The 15,882-nt window shown below is 67.7% G+C and carries 14 protein-coding genes; 11 read left to right on the top strand and 3 right to left on the bottom strand.

Going from position 1 to position 15,882, the window contains the following annotated elements:
* Positions 1–23: 23 nt before the first annotated feature.
* The gene (locus AC5P8D_RS16405) at positions 24–740 is read left to right on the top strand and encodes a hypothetical protein (protein ID WP_010482927.1); all 717 of its coding nucleotides are present in this window, start codon (positions 24–26) and stop codon (positions 738–740) included.
* A gap of 8 nt (positions 741–748) precedes the next feature.
* On the opposite strand, the gene AC5P8D_RS16400 is transcribed toward AC5P8D_RS16405, so the two are convergent.
* On the bottom strand, positions 749–2,065 hold the full coding sequence (locus AC5P8D_RS16400) for a hypothetical protein (RefSeq protein WP_495203494.1): 1,317 nt from the start codon (positions 2,063–2,065) through the stop codon (positions 749–751).
* A 76-nt stretch (positions 2,066–2,141) separates the two neighbouring features.
* On the opposite strand from AC5P8D_RS16400, the gene AC5P8D_RS16395 reads away from it, so the two are divergent.
* From AC5P8D_RS16395 to rnfB, 9 genes are all read left to right on the top strand, one after another.
* Positions 2,142–2,825: a DUF502 domain-containing protein gene (locus AC5P8D_RS16395; protein WP_054172268.1), complete on the top strand. Its 684-nt coding sequence runs from the start codon at positions 2,142–2,144 to the stop codon at positions 2,823–2,825.
* Entirely contained in the window at positions 2,822–3,607 is a 786-nt protein-coding gene (locus AC5P8D_RS16390) for a queuosine precursor transporter (RefSeq protein WP_049437362.1), read from the top strand. The genes AC5P8D_RS16395 and AC5P8D_RS16390 overlap by 4 nt, the downstream gene beginning before the upstream one ends.
* Before the next feature lie 95 nt (positions 3,608–3,702).
* Positions 3,703–5,643, top strand: a complete 1,941-nt coding sequence (locus AC5P8D_RS16385; RefSeq protein ID WP_495203493.1) for a DUF885 domain-containing protein — start codon at positions 3,703–3,705, stop codon at positions 5,641–5,643.
* Positions 5,644–5,662: 19 nt separating this feature from the next.
* Entirely contained in the window at positions 5,663–6,733 is a 1,071-nt protein-coding gene (locus tag AC5P8D_RS16380; protein ID WP_495203492.1) for a serine hydrolase domain-containing protein, read from the top strand.
* Complete coding sequence (gene gloA2 / locus AC5P8D_RS16375) at positions 6,730–7,134, top strand: SMU1112c/YaeR family gloxylase I-like metalloprotein (RefSeq protein ID WP_495203491.1); 405 nt, start codon at positions 6,730–6,732, stop codon at positions 7,132–7,134. The genes AC5P8D_RS16380 and gloA2 overlap by 4 nt, the downstream gene beginning before the upstream one ends.
* 415 nt (positions 7,135–7,549) lie before the next feature.
* A complete protein-coding gene (locus tag AC5P8D_RS16370; protein ID WP_005410552.1) occupies positions 7,550–7,993 on the top strand; it encodes a DUF2147 domain-containing protein in 444 nt (147 codons plus the stop codon).
* A gap of 103 nt (positions 7,994–8,096) precedes the next feature.
* On the top strand, positions 8,097–10,178 hold the full coding sequence (metG, locus tag AC5P8D_RS16365) for a methionine--tRNA ligase (protein ID WP_495203490.1): 2,082 nt from the start codon (positions 8,097–8,099) through the stop codon (positions 10,176–10,178).
* A gap of 76 nt (positions 10,179–10,254) precedes the next feature.
* Positions 10,255–10,845, top strand: a complete 591-nt coding sequence (locus AC5P8D_RS16360) for an HAD family hydrolase (RefSeq protein ID WP_010482899.1) — start codon at positions 10,255–10,257, stop codon at positions 10,843–10,845.
* A gap of 25 nt (positions 10,846–10,870) precedes the next feature.
* Positions 10,871–11,284 (top strand): Rnf electron transport complex subunit RnfB, encoded by a 414-nt coding sequence (rnfB, locus tag AC5P8D_RS16355; protein WP_053091869.1) that lies wholly within the window; start codon positions 10,871–10,873, stop codon positions 11,282–11,284.
* 51 nt (positions 11,285–11,335) lie between these two features.
* Here rnfB and AC5P8D_RS16350 read toward each other — a convergent pair whose 3' ends face one another.
* Entirely contained in the window at positions 11,336–11,683 is a 348-nt protein-coding gene (locus tag AC5P8D_RS16350; protein WP_005410556.1) for a RidA family protein, read from the bottom strand.
* Between the two features lie 192 nt (positions 11,684–11,875).
* On the opposite strand from AC5P8D_RS16350, the gene mprF reads away from it, so the two are divergent.
* A complete protein-coding gene (mprF, locus tag AC5P8D_RS16345; RefSeq protein ID WP_053443354.1) occupies positions 11,876–14,440 on the top strand; it encodes a bifunctional lysylphosphatidylglycerol flippase/synthetase MprF in 2,565 nt (854 codons plus the stop codon).
* A 29-nt stretch (positions 14,441–14,469) separates the two neighbouring features.
* On the opposite strand, the gene AC5P8D_RS16340 is transcribed toward mprF, so the two are convergent.
* Entirely contained in the window at positions 14,470–15,816 is a 1,347-nt protein-coding gene (locus tag AC5P8D_RS16340) for a virulence factor family protein (RefSeq protein WP_029379846.1), read from the bottom strand.
* Between the last annotated feature and the right edge of the window lie 66 nt (positions 15,817–15,882).

Genomic DNA, 15,882 nt, shown 5'->3' with positions numbered 1-15,882 from the left:
TGGCCTCTGCCATGGAGGCCCCGATGCGCCCGTACACCCTTGCTGCACTGCTGAGCACCCTGCCGTGCGCGGCCCATGCGCTGGACCTGCCGCCGGTGCAGTACCCGACGCTGCCGGCACAGGCTGCCACTGCCGCCGGCTTCGTGCCCAACGGCTGGACGCTTGAATCCAGCATCGAAGGCGATCTCGACCAGGATGGCCGCGCTGATCTGGTCCTGGTACTGCGCCAGCAGGACCCGCGCAACGTCATCGAACACGACGGCTTCGGCCCGTCCCCGCATGACAGCAACCCGCGCATTCTCGCCGTGGCGTGGTCACGGCCAACCGGCTATGTGCTGGCGGTGCAGGACCATCAGCTGATTCCGCGCCCGGAGAACCCGGTGATGAGCGATCCGCTTGAAGAAGGGGGTGTCAGCATCCAGCGTGGCACGTTGAAGGTCGCGCTGTTTTCATTCGCCAGCGCCGGAAGCTGGTCGATGGGTACCACCGCCTTCACTTTCCGCTGGCAGGACGGCGCGTTCGCGCTGATCGGCTACGACCAGGATTCGGTGATGCGCAATTCCGGAAAGACCGAATCGCTGAGCGTGAACTTCTCCACGCGCAAGGTAAGGCGCGTCGAAGGCAGCATCGACAACGACAAGGACAGCGTGCGCTGGCAGCCACTGCGCGGCACCCGTCGCTGGACGCTGCAGACGGTCGGCGATGGCTGGGCATTCGATCCGCAGGCCGGCACCGACTGAGCCACGGCTCAGTCGCGGGCAGCGGCGGTTGCGCCGGCGCCGGCCACCAACGGTACGGACAACCACGGGCTCTCAGCGTTGCCACGCGGCGGCGAACGACGCGGCACCTGCAGATGGTGGCCATCGGCGGACAGCTGCGGCGACCGCACCGGCGAGCGGAACTGCGCCGGCAGCCGCTGCAGGGCGTGCACCGGATCATCCGTCTGCTGCCGCAGCCAACGCTGCGCCCCCAGCAGCCGCACCATCGCCGCAGCATCCTGTGGCCGTGACGAATAGGCAGGATAGATCGGCGCGGCGATATCGGTCAGCACGCAGCCCATGACGTTCGACAGGCAACCGAAGTCATGCTGCGGTGGCGCCGGCACTGGCAACGGGCGATCCACTTCCAGCGCCGCTGTGGCTGCCGCGCCACAGGCCCAGCCGAGATTGCCGGCCGCGCGGGCCAGGGTGCTGCTCCGATCCAGTACCAGGACGCCGCCAAATTCCTGGGCCGAAGACTCGATCGCCGCCCGGCTCATCGCGTACTCGCCCTGCATTGCCCGGCACAGGCTTTGCTCTTCGGCCCGCAGCGGCTGCAGCGCCTGTTCGCATTCCCTTGGCAACGGATGGTCGGCAGGCAGTTCAACCAGCATGTCGGCCAGCAACTGGGCATTGGCCTGCACCAGGCTGGCACCGATGATGCTCTCGACCAGATAACTGCTGCCGGGCACCAGCCGCCGGCCCAGCTGCAGGCCACGGCAAGCACCTCGCAGAGCACCGTCGATATCGCCCTGCACGTACGCCAGCGCGCGTGCGCTGGTGGCGTCCATCACCACGCCATAGGCCGGCAACGGGACCAGAATGCCCTCGCCCTTCGGCGGGAACGGCGACATGAAGTAGTCCGCTTCGGCCAGCTGATCCAGCCGCGCATGCAACTGCTGGTGGCCGGCGTGGGCCTCCACGAAGCGTTGCGGGTCCGCGCGGACCTGGACGAGACAGCCGCTGGCGGCCGGCCCGCAACTGGCACCGGGCCGCGAGTGCAGCTCGGCATGGTTGGCCACCAGGTGTGTCCGGCCGCCGCCTCCACCGTGTGGGTCGGCCTCCCAGCGCCGTACATCCTCGGCCAGCGCCTGCTCGCGCTGCTGGGCATCCAGGTCGTCGAATGGCAGCGTCCACAACAAGGCATAACCGTTGTGCCCGGTCGCCGGCAGGCGTGCTTCCAGTCGTTGCTGCGCCTGCAGCCGCGATTCGGGTACCGGCCACATGCGCGAGGCGCACCACACCACGATGGCCAGCACCAGCAGGCCTGCCAGGGTCCAGCCCAGTCCGCGCAGAATCTTCAACACAGCTTCCCTTCCATGTGCCGTTGCCGCAGTCGATTTCCCAGCGTAATCGACCTGCAGTGACCGCTACAATGCGCGCATGTCGCTCGAAGCCCCCGCCCTGGTCCCCCGCCCCTCCCTGCAGCGCCTGTTCCTGACCGGCCTGCTCACCCTGCTGCCGATCTGGCTGACCTGGGTCGTGGTCAAGTTCGTGTTCGTGCTGCTGTCGGGCATTTCCAGCCCGCTGGTGGTGCCGCTGTCCGAACAGATCGCAACCAGCTTCCCGCACTATCTGGGCTGGGTCCGCGCCGAGTGGATCCAGGACACCATCGCCCTGCTGGCCACCCTGCTGGTGATCCTGGCGGTGGGCGTGGCCAGTCGCCGCGTGCTTGGCCAGCGCCTGCTGCGCTGGGTCGGCGCGGTCATCAAGCGCATCCCCCTGGCCAGCATCATCTACGACAGTGCCAAGAAGCTGCTGGACATGCTGCAGACCGAGCCGGGCAGCACCCAGCGCGTGGTGCTGATCGACTTCCCGCATCGCGACATGAAATCGGTCGGGCTGGTCACCCGCGTGATCAAGGAACACGGCACCGACCGTGAGCTGGCCGCGGTGTACGTGCCGACCACGCCGAACCCGACCTCGGGCTACCTGGAAATCGTGCCGGTGGAACTGCTGACCCCGACCGACTGGACCGTCGACCAGGCCATGAGCTTCATCATTTCCGGCGGTGCCGTGGCGCCGTCCAGCGTGCCATTCACCCGCGCCGGCGAACGCACCGAATGACCCCGGCGCCGATCGAGCGCCCGCTGCAGGACCGCGCGGTCCTGCTGTTCATCGTGCTGGCCGCGTTCTTCTGCGGCAATGCGGTGCTGGCCGAGCTGATCGGGGTGAAGATCTTCGCGCTGGAAGACACCCTCGGCATCGCTCCACTGAACTGGAACCTGTTCGGCCAGACCGGCTCGCTCAGCTTCACCGCCGGCACCCTGCTGTGGCCGGTGGTGTTCATCATGACCGACACCATCAACGAGTTCTTCGGCAAGCGCGGCGTGCGCTTCATCTCGTGGCTGGCGGTGGTGCTGATCGGCTACGGCTTCCTGTTCGCCTTCGCCGCCATTTCACTGGCGCCGGCCAGCTGGTGGGTCACGTCGATGGATGGCCACGGCGTGCCCGATTACCAGGCCGCGTTCGCAGCCGTGTTCGGCCAGGGCATGTGGACCATCGCCGGTTCGCTGGTGGCCTTCCTGCTCGGCCAGCTGATCGACGTGGCCGTGTTCCATCGCATCCGCCAGGCGACCGGTGAGCGCCACGTGTGGCTGCGTGCGACCGGATCGACCGCGATCTCGCAGGTGGTGGACAGCTTCGTGGTGATCTGGATCGCCTTCGTGCTGGGCCCGCAACACTGGCCGACCTCGCTGTTCCTGGCGGTCAGCAGCGTCAACTACATCTACAAGATGGGTTTTGCGATCGCACTGATTCCGTTGCTGTACCTGATGCGGCGTGCCATCACCCGCTACCTGGGTGCCGAGCGGGCCGCATCGTTGCGGGCTGCAGCTGCGGCTGACTGAAGCCCCAGCAGCGGAACGCTGACTGGGCCTTCACGCTGGCCGTACGCGCGCGGATCGTGCAAGCTCCACGGTCTGTGTTCCACGGAAGCTTCTTGATGCCGTATTCCCCCCGCGTCCTGGCCGCCGCCATTGCCGCGTTGTTCCTGTTCAGCGCCGTACCGTCGGCCGAAGCAGCGAAAAAGAAGGCCAGCCGCCCTGCCGCCGCGCAGACCCGCCAGGCCGCCAAGCCCAAGGCCCGGCCCGCCCGCGCCACCGCGCCGGCCCGTGGCAGTTCGGCGCGCCGCGCCGCGCCGCGTCCGGCCGCAGCGGCCCGGGCCGTGCCCAAGCAGGTGCAGCTGGAGCGCCTGTACGACGAATACTGGGATGCCTCGATGCGGTTGAATCCGCTGCAGGCAACCTTCCAGGGCGAGGCCCGCTACAACGACCAGCTGCCCAACATCCTGTCCGCCGCGTGGCGCCAGCAATCGCACGACTTCACCACCGAGTGGCTGGGCAAGGTCGAGAAACTCGGCAGCGACGGCCTGCAGGGCCAGGACCTGCTCAGCTACGAGATCTTCGTGCGCGATGCGCGCGCCTCGCTGGCCGCCGAACGCTATCCGAGCTGGATGATGCCGATCAGCCAGTACTACAACGTCGGCAGCATCATGGCGATCCTCGGCGCGGGCGCCGGCGCACAGCCGTTCAACACCGTGCAGGACTACGACACCTGGTCGCGTCGCTCGCTGGGCATTCCCGAGCTGTTCGACCAGGCCATCGACAACATGCGCCAGGGCATGAAGGCCGGCGTGGTGCAGCCGCGCGACCTGATGGAGAAGGTGCTGCCGCAGCTGGATGCGGTCATCAAGCCGACTGCTGAAGAGAGCATCTTCTGGTCGCCGATCCGCACCATGCCCAACACCATCGCGGCCGAGGACAAGGCGCGCATCAGCGCCGAGTACAAGCGCATGATCGAGCTGCGCATCATGCCAGCCTATCGCGCCCTGCGCGGTTTCATCGCCACCGAATACCTGCCGGCCACGCGCACCAGCAGCGGCCTGGGCGCACTGCCCGATGGCCAGGCCTGGTACGCCAACCTGATCGTGCAGACCACGGCCAGCGACCAGACCGCCGCGCAGCTGCACGCACTGGGCGAACAGCGCGTGCAAGAACTGCAGGCGCAGATCGCCACCGTGATGAAGGATGCCAGGCTGCGTGGCACGCCGTCCAAGCTGTTGCGCAGCATGCGCAACGATCGCCAGTTCCAGTACGGTGACGCCAACGCATTGATCAACCGCTACCGCCAGGTGCAGCAGCAGGTCAACGCACGCCTGCCGCAGGTGCTCGATACCCTGCCCAAGTCCACGCTGGACGTGCGCGCAGTGGAACCGGAGCGTGCGCTGACCGCTGCAGCAGCGGCCTACCAGCCGTCTGCGGCCGGGCAACCGGGCGTGCTGTACGTAAACACCCGCGACCTGCCCAGCCGCAAGCGCTGGAACGTGCCGGTGCAGTACCTGCATGAAGCAATCCCCGGCCACCATGTGCAGCTGGGCCTGCAGCAGGAGCTGGCCAAGCTGCCGCGCTTCCGCCGCCTCGGTGGCGACCTCGCCTTCGTCGAAGGCTGGGGGCTGTATGCCGAAACGCTGGGTGAGAACCTCGGCATCTACACCGATCCCTACGACCGCATCGGCTACCTGTATTCGCGCCTGCTGCGTGCTGCCCGCGTGGTGGCCGACACCGGCGTGAACGCCCAGGGCTGGAGCAAGCAGCAGGCCGTGGCCTACCTGCAGAAGACCGTGGACATGAGCAGTGACGACGCCAACGCCGAAGTCGAGCGGATCATGGCCCAGCCCGGCCAGGCGCTGTCCAACGTGGCCGGCCTGACCACCATCGTCGCCCTGCGCGACAAGGCCAAGAGCCGCCAGGGCGCCGCCTTCGACCTGCGCCGCTTCCACGCCGAACTGCTGAAGGACGGATCGATGCCGCTGGACGTGCTGGACCGCAAGATGGAACGCTGGATGGCGCAGCCCGCCAGCGCCACACCTGCCCCTTCACCCTGACCCCCTCCCCGGAGCCGCCATGCGCCCTGCCGTCGCCCTGTTCGCCGTCGTGCTGGGCCTGCTGCCAGTGGCGGGCTGCGCCGCACCGGTGCTGACTCCACCGGATGCGGGCATCGACGGCCTGATGCAGGCCTACGACGGTCAGGTACCCGGCGCTGCGGTACTGGTACTGCACGACGGGCAACCGGTATTCCGCCGCGGCTACGGCCTGGCGGTAGTGGAAGACGGTACTGCGGTCACCGCGGCAAGCAACTTCCGGCTGGCCTCGGTCAGCAAGCAGTTCACCGCCGCGGCGGTGCTGCTGCTGGTGGAAGACGGCCGGCTCGGGCTGGAGCAGACTGCCCGGCAGTGGCTGCCCGAGCTGCCGCCGGCAGCGGCGGCCATCACGATCCGCCAGCTGCTCTCGCATACCAGCGGCCTGATCGACTACGAAGACCTGATGGATCCGGCTGACCCTCGGCAGGTGCATGACGCCGACGTGCTGACCCTGCTGTCGCACGAGGACCGGCTGAATTTCGCACCCGGCACGCAGTACCGCTACAGCAACAGCGGCTACGCGCTGTTGGCACTGATCGTCGGCCGCGCGTCCGGGAAAGATTACGCGACCTTCCTGCAGGAGCGCATCTTCCGCCCGCTGGGCATGGCGCATACCGTGGCCCACCAGGACGGCGTGGACACGGTCGCCGCACGCGCCTATGGCTACAGCCGGATCGACGGCCGCTGGCAGCGCACCGACCAGAGCACCACCAGCGCCGTACTGGGAGACGGCGGGATCTATTCCTCGCTGGACGACCTCGCCCGCTGGGATGCGTCGCTGTACGACGACCGCCTGCTGTCGAAGGCCTCGCGCCGGGCGATGTTCAGCCCGGCCACATCGACGCCCGAAGCCGACGTGCCGCACTACGGCTTCGGTTGGCGCTTGAATGGCCCGGTGCAATGGCACAGCGGCGAGAGCATCGGCTTCCGCAACGTGATCGTGCGCCACCCGGAAAAGCACCTGACCGTGATCGTGCTGACCAACCGCAACGATCCCGAACCCTATCCGCTGGCGCAGAAGATCGCCCAGCGCTGGCTGGACATCCTGCAATGACCGCTGCGTCCGACACCCTGCTGGGCATCCACCACGCCGCCCTGATCTGCAGCGACTACGCGCGTTCGAAGGACTTCTACGTGCGTATCCTCGGCCTGCGCGTGCTGGCCGAGAACCACCGTGCGGCGCGCGACTCCTGGAAGCTCGATCTGGCCCTGCCCGACGGCGGCCAGCTGGAACTGTTCTCCTTCCCCTCGCCACCGCCGCGCCCCAGCCGCCCCGAAGCCCAGGGCCTGCGCCACCTCGCGTTCCGGGTGGCTGCACTGGAACCCTTCATCCAGCGCCTGGCCGCGCATGGCGTCGCCTGCGAACCGATCCGCGCGGACGAGTACACCGGCCGCCGCTTCACCTTCTTCGCCGACCCCGACGGCCTGCCGCTGGAGCTGTACGAAGTCGGTTGACGTCCCTGGGGATCAGATCCCTTTTCCGACGGAAAAGGGATCTGACCCCATCGCCGCCACGGGAAACGTCATCCACGCATGGCATGGATCTGTGTCGACCAAGGTCGACACCCAACCGCACCAGCACCGGCAGATCGCCGGAAACTGTCGAAGGCGGGGCACTGTGGGTTTGCGGGGTGTGAGCCGCATGGATGCGGCGACCAAGCCCCCAGGGACGGGTTTACGGCGGCCCCGCAAACCCACAGTGCCCCGCCATCCCCGGGCAAGTCCGCTTTTGCTGTTGCTCCGGCCGTTGCGGTTGCCTCTGCAGGTGCAGGGCGCAGCCCTGCAAGCCCCCCCTTCCCCATACCCCGCCGAATGGGTATACAGTCGACCCGTACCGGCACCGTGCCGGAATGAACCCTGGGAGGGGACCATGCGCAAGACCTTCAAGACCCTGCTGCTGGCACTGCCGCTGTGCCTGGCCGCGCTCTCGGCGCAGGCCGCCGATGGCGCCGCCGGCCGCTGGAAGACCATCGACGACAAGACCGGCAAGGTGAAGTCGATCGTCGAGATCACCCAGGCCGCCAACGGCACGCTGACCGGCAAGGTGGTCGACATCCTGCACTCGGACAAGGGCCCGAACCCGGTCTGCGACGGCTGTGAAGGCGCCAACAGGAACAAGCCCGTGAAGGGCATGACCATCCTCTGGAACCTCAAGGCCGACGGCGCCAACAAGTGGTCCGGCGGCACCATCCTCGATCCGGCCAATGGCAAGACCTACAAGTCGAAGATGGAACTGCAGCCCGGCGGCACCAGGCTTGACGTGTCCGGCTGCATCGCCTTCATCTGCCGCGCGCAGACCTGGCAGCGCGAGTAAGCGCCCCGCCCCCCCGCTTCACCCCCGTGACCCGGCCCCGGCCGGGTCACCTCGTTGCGGGCATGCGATACTCTGCGGTTCCCCTCGGCTTCACCCCGCGACCATGACCCGTACCGCGCTCGTCACCACCGCCCTGCCCTACGCCAACGGCCCGCTGCACCTGGGCCACCTGGTCGGCTACATCCAGGCCGACATCTGGGTGCGTGCGCGGCGAATGAGCGGCGGCAAGGCCTGGTTCGTCTGCGCCGACGACACCCACGGCACGCCGATCATGCTGGCCGCGGAAAAGGCCGGGGTCACCCCGGAAACCTTCATCGCCAACATCCAGGCCAGCCACGAACGTGACTTCGCCGCCTTCGGCGTGGCCTTCGACCACTACGACTCGACCAATTCGGCGGCCAACAAGGCGCTGACCGAGCAGTTCTACCTGAAGCTGGAAGCGGCCGGTCACATCAGCCGCCGTTCGGTGGCGCAGTTCTACGACCCGGCCAAAGGCATGTTCCTGCCCGACCGCTACGTCAAGGGCATCTGCCCGAACTGCGGCAGCCCCGACCAGTACGGCGACAACTGCGAAGTCTGTGGCGCGACCTATGCGCCGACCGACCTGAAGGAACCGCGTTCGGTGATCTCCGGTGCCACGCCGGAAATGCGCGATTCGGAGCACTTCTTCTTCGAGGTGGGCCACTTCGACGCGTTCCTGCGCGAATGGCTGACCGGCGACGTCGCCCTACCGGGCGTGAAGGCCAAGCTCGGTGAGTGGCTCAATGCCGAAGGTGGCCTGCGCGCGTGGGACATCTCGCGCGATGCACCGTACTTCGGTTTCCAGATTCCCGGCCAGCCGGGCAAGTACTTCTACGTCTGGCTGGACGCGCCGATCGGCTACCTGTCCAGCTTCCAGACCCTGTGCGGCAAGCTCGGCGAAGACTTCGAAGCGCATCTGCGCGCCGGTACCGCCACCGAGCTGCACCACTTCATCGGCAAGGACATCGTCAACTTCCACGGCCTGTTCTGGCCGGCGGTGCTGCACGGTACCGGCCACCGCGCGCCGACCCGCCTGCACGTCAACGGCTACCTGACCGTGGACGGCGCCAAGATGAGCAAGTCGCGCGGCACCTTCGTGATGGCCCGCACCTTCCTCGACGCCGGCCTGGAACCGGAAGCGCTGCGCTACTACTACGCCGCCAAGTCCGGCGGAGGCGTCGACGATCTCGACCTGAACCTGGGTGACTTCATCGCCCGCGTCAACGCCGACCTGGTCGGCAAGTTCGTCAACCTGGCCAGCCGCTGCGCCGGCTTCATCAGCAAGCGCTTCGACGGCCAGCTGGCCGCGCAGCTGCCTGATGCCGCGCAGTACCAGCGCTTCGTCGACGGCCTGGCGCCGATCCGTGAAGCCTACGAGCGCAACGACCCGGCCGCAGCGATCCGCCTGACCATGACCCTGGCCGACGAAGCCAACCGCTACATCGACGACGTCAAGCCGTGGGTCATCGCCAAGCAGGAAGGCGCCGACGCGCAGCTGCAGGCCGTGTGCAGCCAGGGCCTGAACCTGTTCCGCGTGCTGGTCACCGCATTGAAGCCGGTGCTGCCGGCCACCGCCGCGCAGGCCGAGGCCTTCCTGGCCGCGCCGGTCAACGACTGGACCGAACTGGCGCAGCCGCTGCTGGGCCACCGCATCACCGACTACACCCCGCTGTTCACCCGTATCGACCCGAAGAAGATTGACGCCATGATCGACGCCTCCAAGGACACCCTGCAGCCGGCCGCTGCCGCCGCCCCCGCCGCCAAGACCGAAGCGGTCAAGCCGGCCGCCTCGGCCCCGGCCAAGGACGACGCAAAGAGCGCCAACGCCCCGGCCTACATCGGAATCGACGATTTCGCCAAGCTCGACCTGCGCATCGGCAAGGTGCTGGTCTGCGAGTTCGTGGAAGGTTCGGACAAGCTGCTGCGCTTCGAACTGGACGCCGGCGAGCTGGGCAAGCGCCAGATCTTCTCCGGCATCCGCGGCAGCTACGGCGAGCCGGAAACGCTGGTTGGCCGCAGCGTGGTGTTCATCGCCAACCTGGCCCCGCGCAAGATGCGCTTCGGCCTGAGCGAAGGCATGATCCTGTCGGCCGGTTTCGACGGCGGCGCACTGGCGCTGCTGGACGCCGACAGCGGCGCACAGCCGGGCATGCCGGTCCGCTGATGCCTGCAGCGGGCGTGGTTGCGGCCACGCCCGCCGGCAGCACCGGCCACAGGGCAACGCGATGGGAGGCAACGGAATGGAACTGGCGCTGTTCGACTTCGACCACACCGTGACCACCTGCGATACCTACGGCCGTTTCCTGCGCCGCGTGGCCACCGCCGAACAGCTGGCACAGGCGTGGTGGAAGATTGGTCCATGGCTGGCCGCGTACAAGCTGAAACTGATCTCGGCCGAGCGCATCCGCGCGCGCGTCACCCGTTTGACCTTCAGCGACCGCCACAGCGATGACATCGCCACGCTGGCCGCCGGCTTCTCGCGTGAGTTCCTGCCCGACGTGGTGCGCCCGGAAATGCTGGAGCAGATCCGCTGGCACAAGGAACAGCAGCACACCGTGGTGATCGTGTCCGGCTCGCTGGACCTGTACCTGCGGCCATGGTGCGAACAGCTGGGCCTGCAGTTGATCTGCAACCGGCTGGAAAGCCAGGACGGCCGCCTCACAGGCCGTTATGCCGGTGGCGACTGTGGCCCGCGCAAGGTCGAGCACATCCGTCGCCAGTTCGACCTGTCGCGCTACGTGCGCATCCATGCCTACGGTGACAGTTCCGAAGACAAGCCGATGCTGGCGCTGGCCCACGAGCGCTGGTTCCGTGGCAAACCCCTGAAATGACCCCAACGCGCAGCCTTCGCCACGCATGAGCCTGATCCCGCCCCTGACCGAACGCCTCGACCGCCTGCTGCCGCAGACCCAATGCGGGCAATGCGGCTACGACGGCTGCCGCCCGTACGCGCAGGCCATGGCTCGCGGCGAAGCAGGCGTGGACCACTGCCCGCCGGGCGGAGATACCGGTGCGCGCGCACTGGCGCAGGTGCTCGGAGTACCTGCCATTCCCTTCGATCGATCGCGCGGCGAGCACAAGGCGCCGCAGGTGGCGCTGATCGTGGAAGCCGACTGCATCGGCTGCACCAAGTGCATCCAGGCCTGCCCGGTGGACGCCATCGTCGGCGGCGCCAAGTACATGCACACGGTAATCGCCGATCTGTGCACCGGCTGCGAGCTGTGCATCCCGCCATGCCCGGTGGACTGCATCGAGCTGGTGCCGCTGTAACGGGGTCAGATCCCCTTTCCTGAGCGAAAAGGATCTGACCCCATTCAATCGTTACGGTACTGCTGCCGTCACCACGATCTCGACCTTCCAGTCAGCGTGGGCCAGCTTGGCCTCGACTGTGGCACGTGCCGGGGTCGCGCCTTCAACCACCCACTCGTCCCACGCCTTGTTCATGCCGTCGAAGTCGGCCATGTCGGCCAGGAACACTTCGGCGCGCAGCACGTGCTGGCGGTCACTGGCGACCAGCGCCAGCAGCTTGTCGATCTCCGCCAGCACCTGCCGGGTCTGGCCGGTGATGTCCTGGCTGGTGTCTTCCGGAATCTGGCCGGAGAGGTAGGCGACCTTGTTGTATACGGTCATTTCGGACATGCGCGGTCCGACGTCGTAACGCTCCATCATGGGCGTGGCTCCTGCGGTTGATCGGGCCTGCATTGTCCTCCAAACCGGTCGACGGTGGGTGCACGGGTACCCTCCGCGACACGTCACTACCGGGCTCCGACGGTCCCACTGGTCAAATGACGATGACAGGCGCACGATGCGCCACGCCCGCGTTGACACCGCCCTCGCCCCTCCTGCCGCACCCTTGCGCCGATGACCGCCCCCGTCGATTCCACCACTGCCCCTTCCACGCCAACCTGGAAGCGGGTTGCCACCATCCTCATCCCGCTGCTGATCCTCGCCCTGGCCCTGCACGGCCTGGCCAATGAGTTCGACGAGCACGGCTATCGTGCGATCCGCCAGGCGTTCCGGCAACTCAGCGGCACGCAGATCACACTCACCGTGGTACTCGGCCTGGCCAGTTACGCCTGCCTGATCGGCTTCGATGCCATCGGCCTGCGTCGCAGCGGCATCCGCGTGCACCCCGCGCGCGTCGGCATCACCGCGTTCCTTGCGCACACGCTGGGCCAGACCGTGGGCTTTGCCGCGTTGACCGGTGGCGCGGTGCGCCTGCGCGGCTACCGCAGCGCCGGCCTGGACCTGGCGCAGATTGGCCAGGTGGTGCTGATGAGCACGCTCGGTTTCGTATTCGGTGCATGGCTGTTGATCAGCGTGGCCCTGTGCATGGAACCGGCGGCGGCAGCGTTGGCATTGCCATTGAATCCCGATGCCGTGCGCATCGTCGGCATCGTCGCCCTGCTCGCCTATCTCGGCACCGTGCTGCTGGTCGGCCGCGACGGACGGCAGTTCAGTGTGCTCGGTCACGCCTTGTGGCTGCCCGATCGCCGCACCATGATCGGTGTCACCGTACTCAGCGTCATCGAGCTGGTGCTGGCCAGTGCCGCGTTCTACGTGCTGCTGCCGGACTCCACGCCAACCGGCCTGCCGGGCTTCGTCGGCCTCTACCTGGTGGCAGTGCTGGCCGGCCTGGTCTCCACCGTGCCCGCAGGCCTGGGTGTGTTCGAGTGGAGCCTGCTGAAGCTGTTGCCGCAGGTGGCACCGGCAGCGGTGCTGGCGGCAGCGCTGATCTACCGCGTCACCTACTACGTGCTGCCGCTGGTGCTGGCCACCCTGCTTGCCCTTGCGCCCGCCCTGCGTCAGCCGCTGCAGGCCAGCGCCGGGGCAACCCGTGCTGGCTGGAACGCGCTGCGCCCATGGCTGCCGCAGATCATCGCACTGGCGGTGTTCAGCATCGGCGCCGCGCTGGTCATCGACGGCACGCTGCCGACGCCACGCCGTCACCTGGTGAACGCCTCGCTGCCGATCCTGGAAACCTCGCACCTGATCGGCAGCCTCAGCGGCGTCGCCCTGCTGCTGATCGGCCAGGGCCTGGCCCGGCGCAGCCACGCCGCGTGGATGCTGGCAATGGCGGTGTGCGTGATCACCCCGTTGCCACTGTGGCTGCGGGGTGGCCAACTGTTGATCGCTGTCTCGGCGGTGCTGGTGGCGATGGCCTTGTGGGCTGCACGCCGCGAGTTCTACCGCCAAGGTGCGCTGCTGGACGAAGCCTGGTCGTGGCCGTGGCTGCGCAATCTCGGCCTGGTGCTGGTCGCGGTCACCTGGCTGCTGTTCTTCACCTACAGCCATGTCGAGTACCAGAACGAGCTGTGGTGGCAGTTCGCGGTGTCGGGCAACGCACCGCGCGCGCTGCGTGCATTGCTGGTGGTAGCCATCGCACTGGTGATGTTCGGCCTGGCGCGGCTGCTGCACAGCACCCGCAGCCCGCTGCCGGCCGCCGACGAAGCCACGCTGCAATCACTGGCGCCGGTATTGGCCGGCGCCACCGATACCCAGGCCTGCCTGGTACTGACCGCCGACAAGGCGGTGCTGCGCGATGATGCGAAACAGGGCTTCGTGATGATGCAGCGCTACGGCGGTTCGCTGATCGCGATGGGCGACCCGGTCGGCCCGCCTGACGTGGCGCGCGCGCTGATCTGGCGCTTCCGCGAGGAGGCCGACCGGCTGGGCCTGCGCCCGGTGTTCTACCAGGTCGGCGAGACCTACTGGCAGACCTACCTCGACCTGGGCCTGGGCCTGGTCAAGCTGGGCGAGGAAGCGATGGTGCCGCTGCATGATTTCGGGCTGGAAGGTCGCGAACGCGCCGATCTGCGCCAGGCCTGGAACCGGGGCAGGCGCAGCGGCCTGTCCTTCCGCGTGGCACCGGTGGAGGAAATTCCCAGCCTGCTGCCGCGCCTGCACGCAATTTCCAATGCATGGCTGGAAGACAAGGCCGGCGATGAGAAGGGCTTCTCGCTGGGCAGCTACGACCCCGATTACCTGGTGCGCTTCCCGGTAGCGCTGGTCGAGGCCGAAGGCCAGATCGTGGCGTTCGCCAACCTGTGGCAGGCACCGGCCGGCGCCGAGCTGTCGGTCGACCTGATGCGCCACGTCAACGAAGCACCGAAGGGCACGATGGACTTCCTCTTCATCGAACTGTTCCTGTGGGGCCGCGCGCAGGGTTATGCGCGTTTCTCGCTGGGCATGGCGCCGTTGTCCGGTCTGGCCCAGCATCGGCTGGCCGGTCGCTGGAACCGCCTGGCCGGCCTGCTGGCGCGGCATGGCGAACGCTTCTATGGCTTCAGTGGCCTGCGCCGCTTCAAGTCGAAGTTCGATCCGCAGTGGCGGCCACGCTATCTCGCGGCGCCCGGCGGCATGCATCTGCCGGCCGCGCTGCTGGATGCCACGCGCCTGATCTCGCTGGATCCGCGGCGGAACTGAAGCCGCGATGCGTCGGGCATGGCTTGACGCTACGCCCCACCCTTGAGGATCACTTCGGCCAAGCGATCGTAGTCCCCCCCGAAATGGTGATCGCCCGGCAGCTTCACCTTCCTCACGCCGTCATTGGCCGGCAGGTCCGGGCACAGTGCGTCCTCATCCTTGTCGCCGTACACGCACAACGTTTTTTCCGCCGGCAGCCTGGCCACTTCCGGCGCGATCGGCAGGCCGTCGCCGCCACCGCCCAGCCAGTTGCTGACATGGAATTCGAAGTCGGCCTTCCTGCCCACCGACAGCAGCACGATGCGCTCCAGCGCCTCGCGGGTACCGGCGTCGAGCTGGTTGATCGTGGCCGGCAGCACGTCGGCGCCCTGCGAGAAACCGATCAGCATCACCTTGTCTCGGTGCCACTGCTGGCGGTAGTGGTCGATGATCTTCTGCAGGTCGCCCGCAAAGCCCTTCGGTGTGCGCTCGCTCCAGAAGTAGCGCAGCGAATCGATGCCGACTACCGCCACGCCATGCTCGTTGAGTGACGACGCCACGTTCTTGTCCAGGCCAGCCCAGCCACCGTCGCCGGAGACGAACACCGCCAGCGTATCGCCGTTGCCGGTCGCCGGCATTTCCACCACCGGCAGGCCCTTCAGTGCAGCAGGCGGGGGGGCCAGGCTGACGCCGGCCTGCGCGCCGATCACCCGTGCCGCAGCCACCAGGCCCGGTGACGCATCACCGCGCGCAGTGCGCTTGAACTCGCGCGCCATGGCGACCTGCTGCACGAACTGGCTGGCCTCCCCCACCTTGCAGCCGTGGTCACCGGCCGCACTCAACCACGGGAAGTTCAGCTCGGTAGGCTGAAGTTTGTTGTGCTTCACACCATCGCCGCAGACCATGCGCTGGTGGTTGTGGTCCGGGCAGAAGCCGGTGGTGAGTACACCGGCGAACACCTGGGTATCGGCCTGCGCCGCGAGCGAATAGGCCATCTCGGCACCTTCGCCATCACCGCCGACCAGCGGCAGGTGGTAGCCGGGCAGATGCAGCGAGGCCTGCAGCCAGCGTGAGAAATTCTCGACGTCACCGGAACCGAACGAACAGGTCGGGTCCCCCTCGCGCTTGAGCACACCGCGCAGGTGCGCAATGTCCACTGCCGCGACCAGCGCGCCATCGGCACGCAGGGCCTCGATCGGCAGGCGGCTGGTGTCACCGCCGGCCGTGGGTTCGTGGAACCAGATCACCACCCGTTGCGGCGTGCCGGCCGGCATGTGCACCGGAATCTGCTCGAACCGCCCATGGCTGAACTGCTGCGGGGTCACGGCCGCCGTCGCCGGCAGCGCGGCCAGCGCCAGTACCACACCCATTGCCCTGCCCAGCCCTGCACGCTTCATATCGCATCCCCGATGGAATGCGCACACGATACGCCGCCGCCGCGTGCACGGCACGTACCGGCGCAG

It is taken from the genome of Stenotrophomonas sp. YJH_SMC_101-4 (assembly GCF_059370395.1).
The sequence above is the reverse complement of the archived record's forward strand: the minus strand, read 5'-3'. Positions and strand labels throughout refer to the sequence as shown.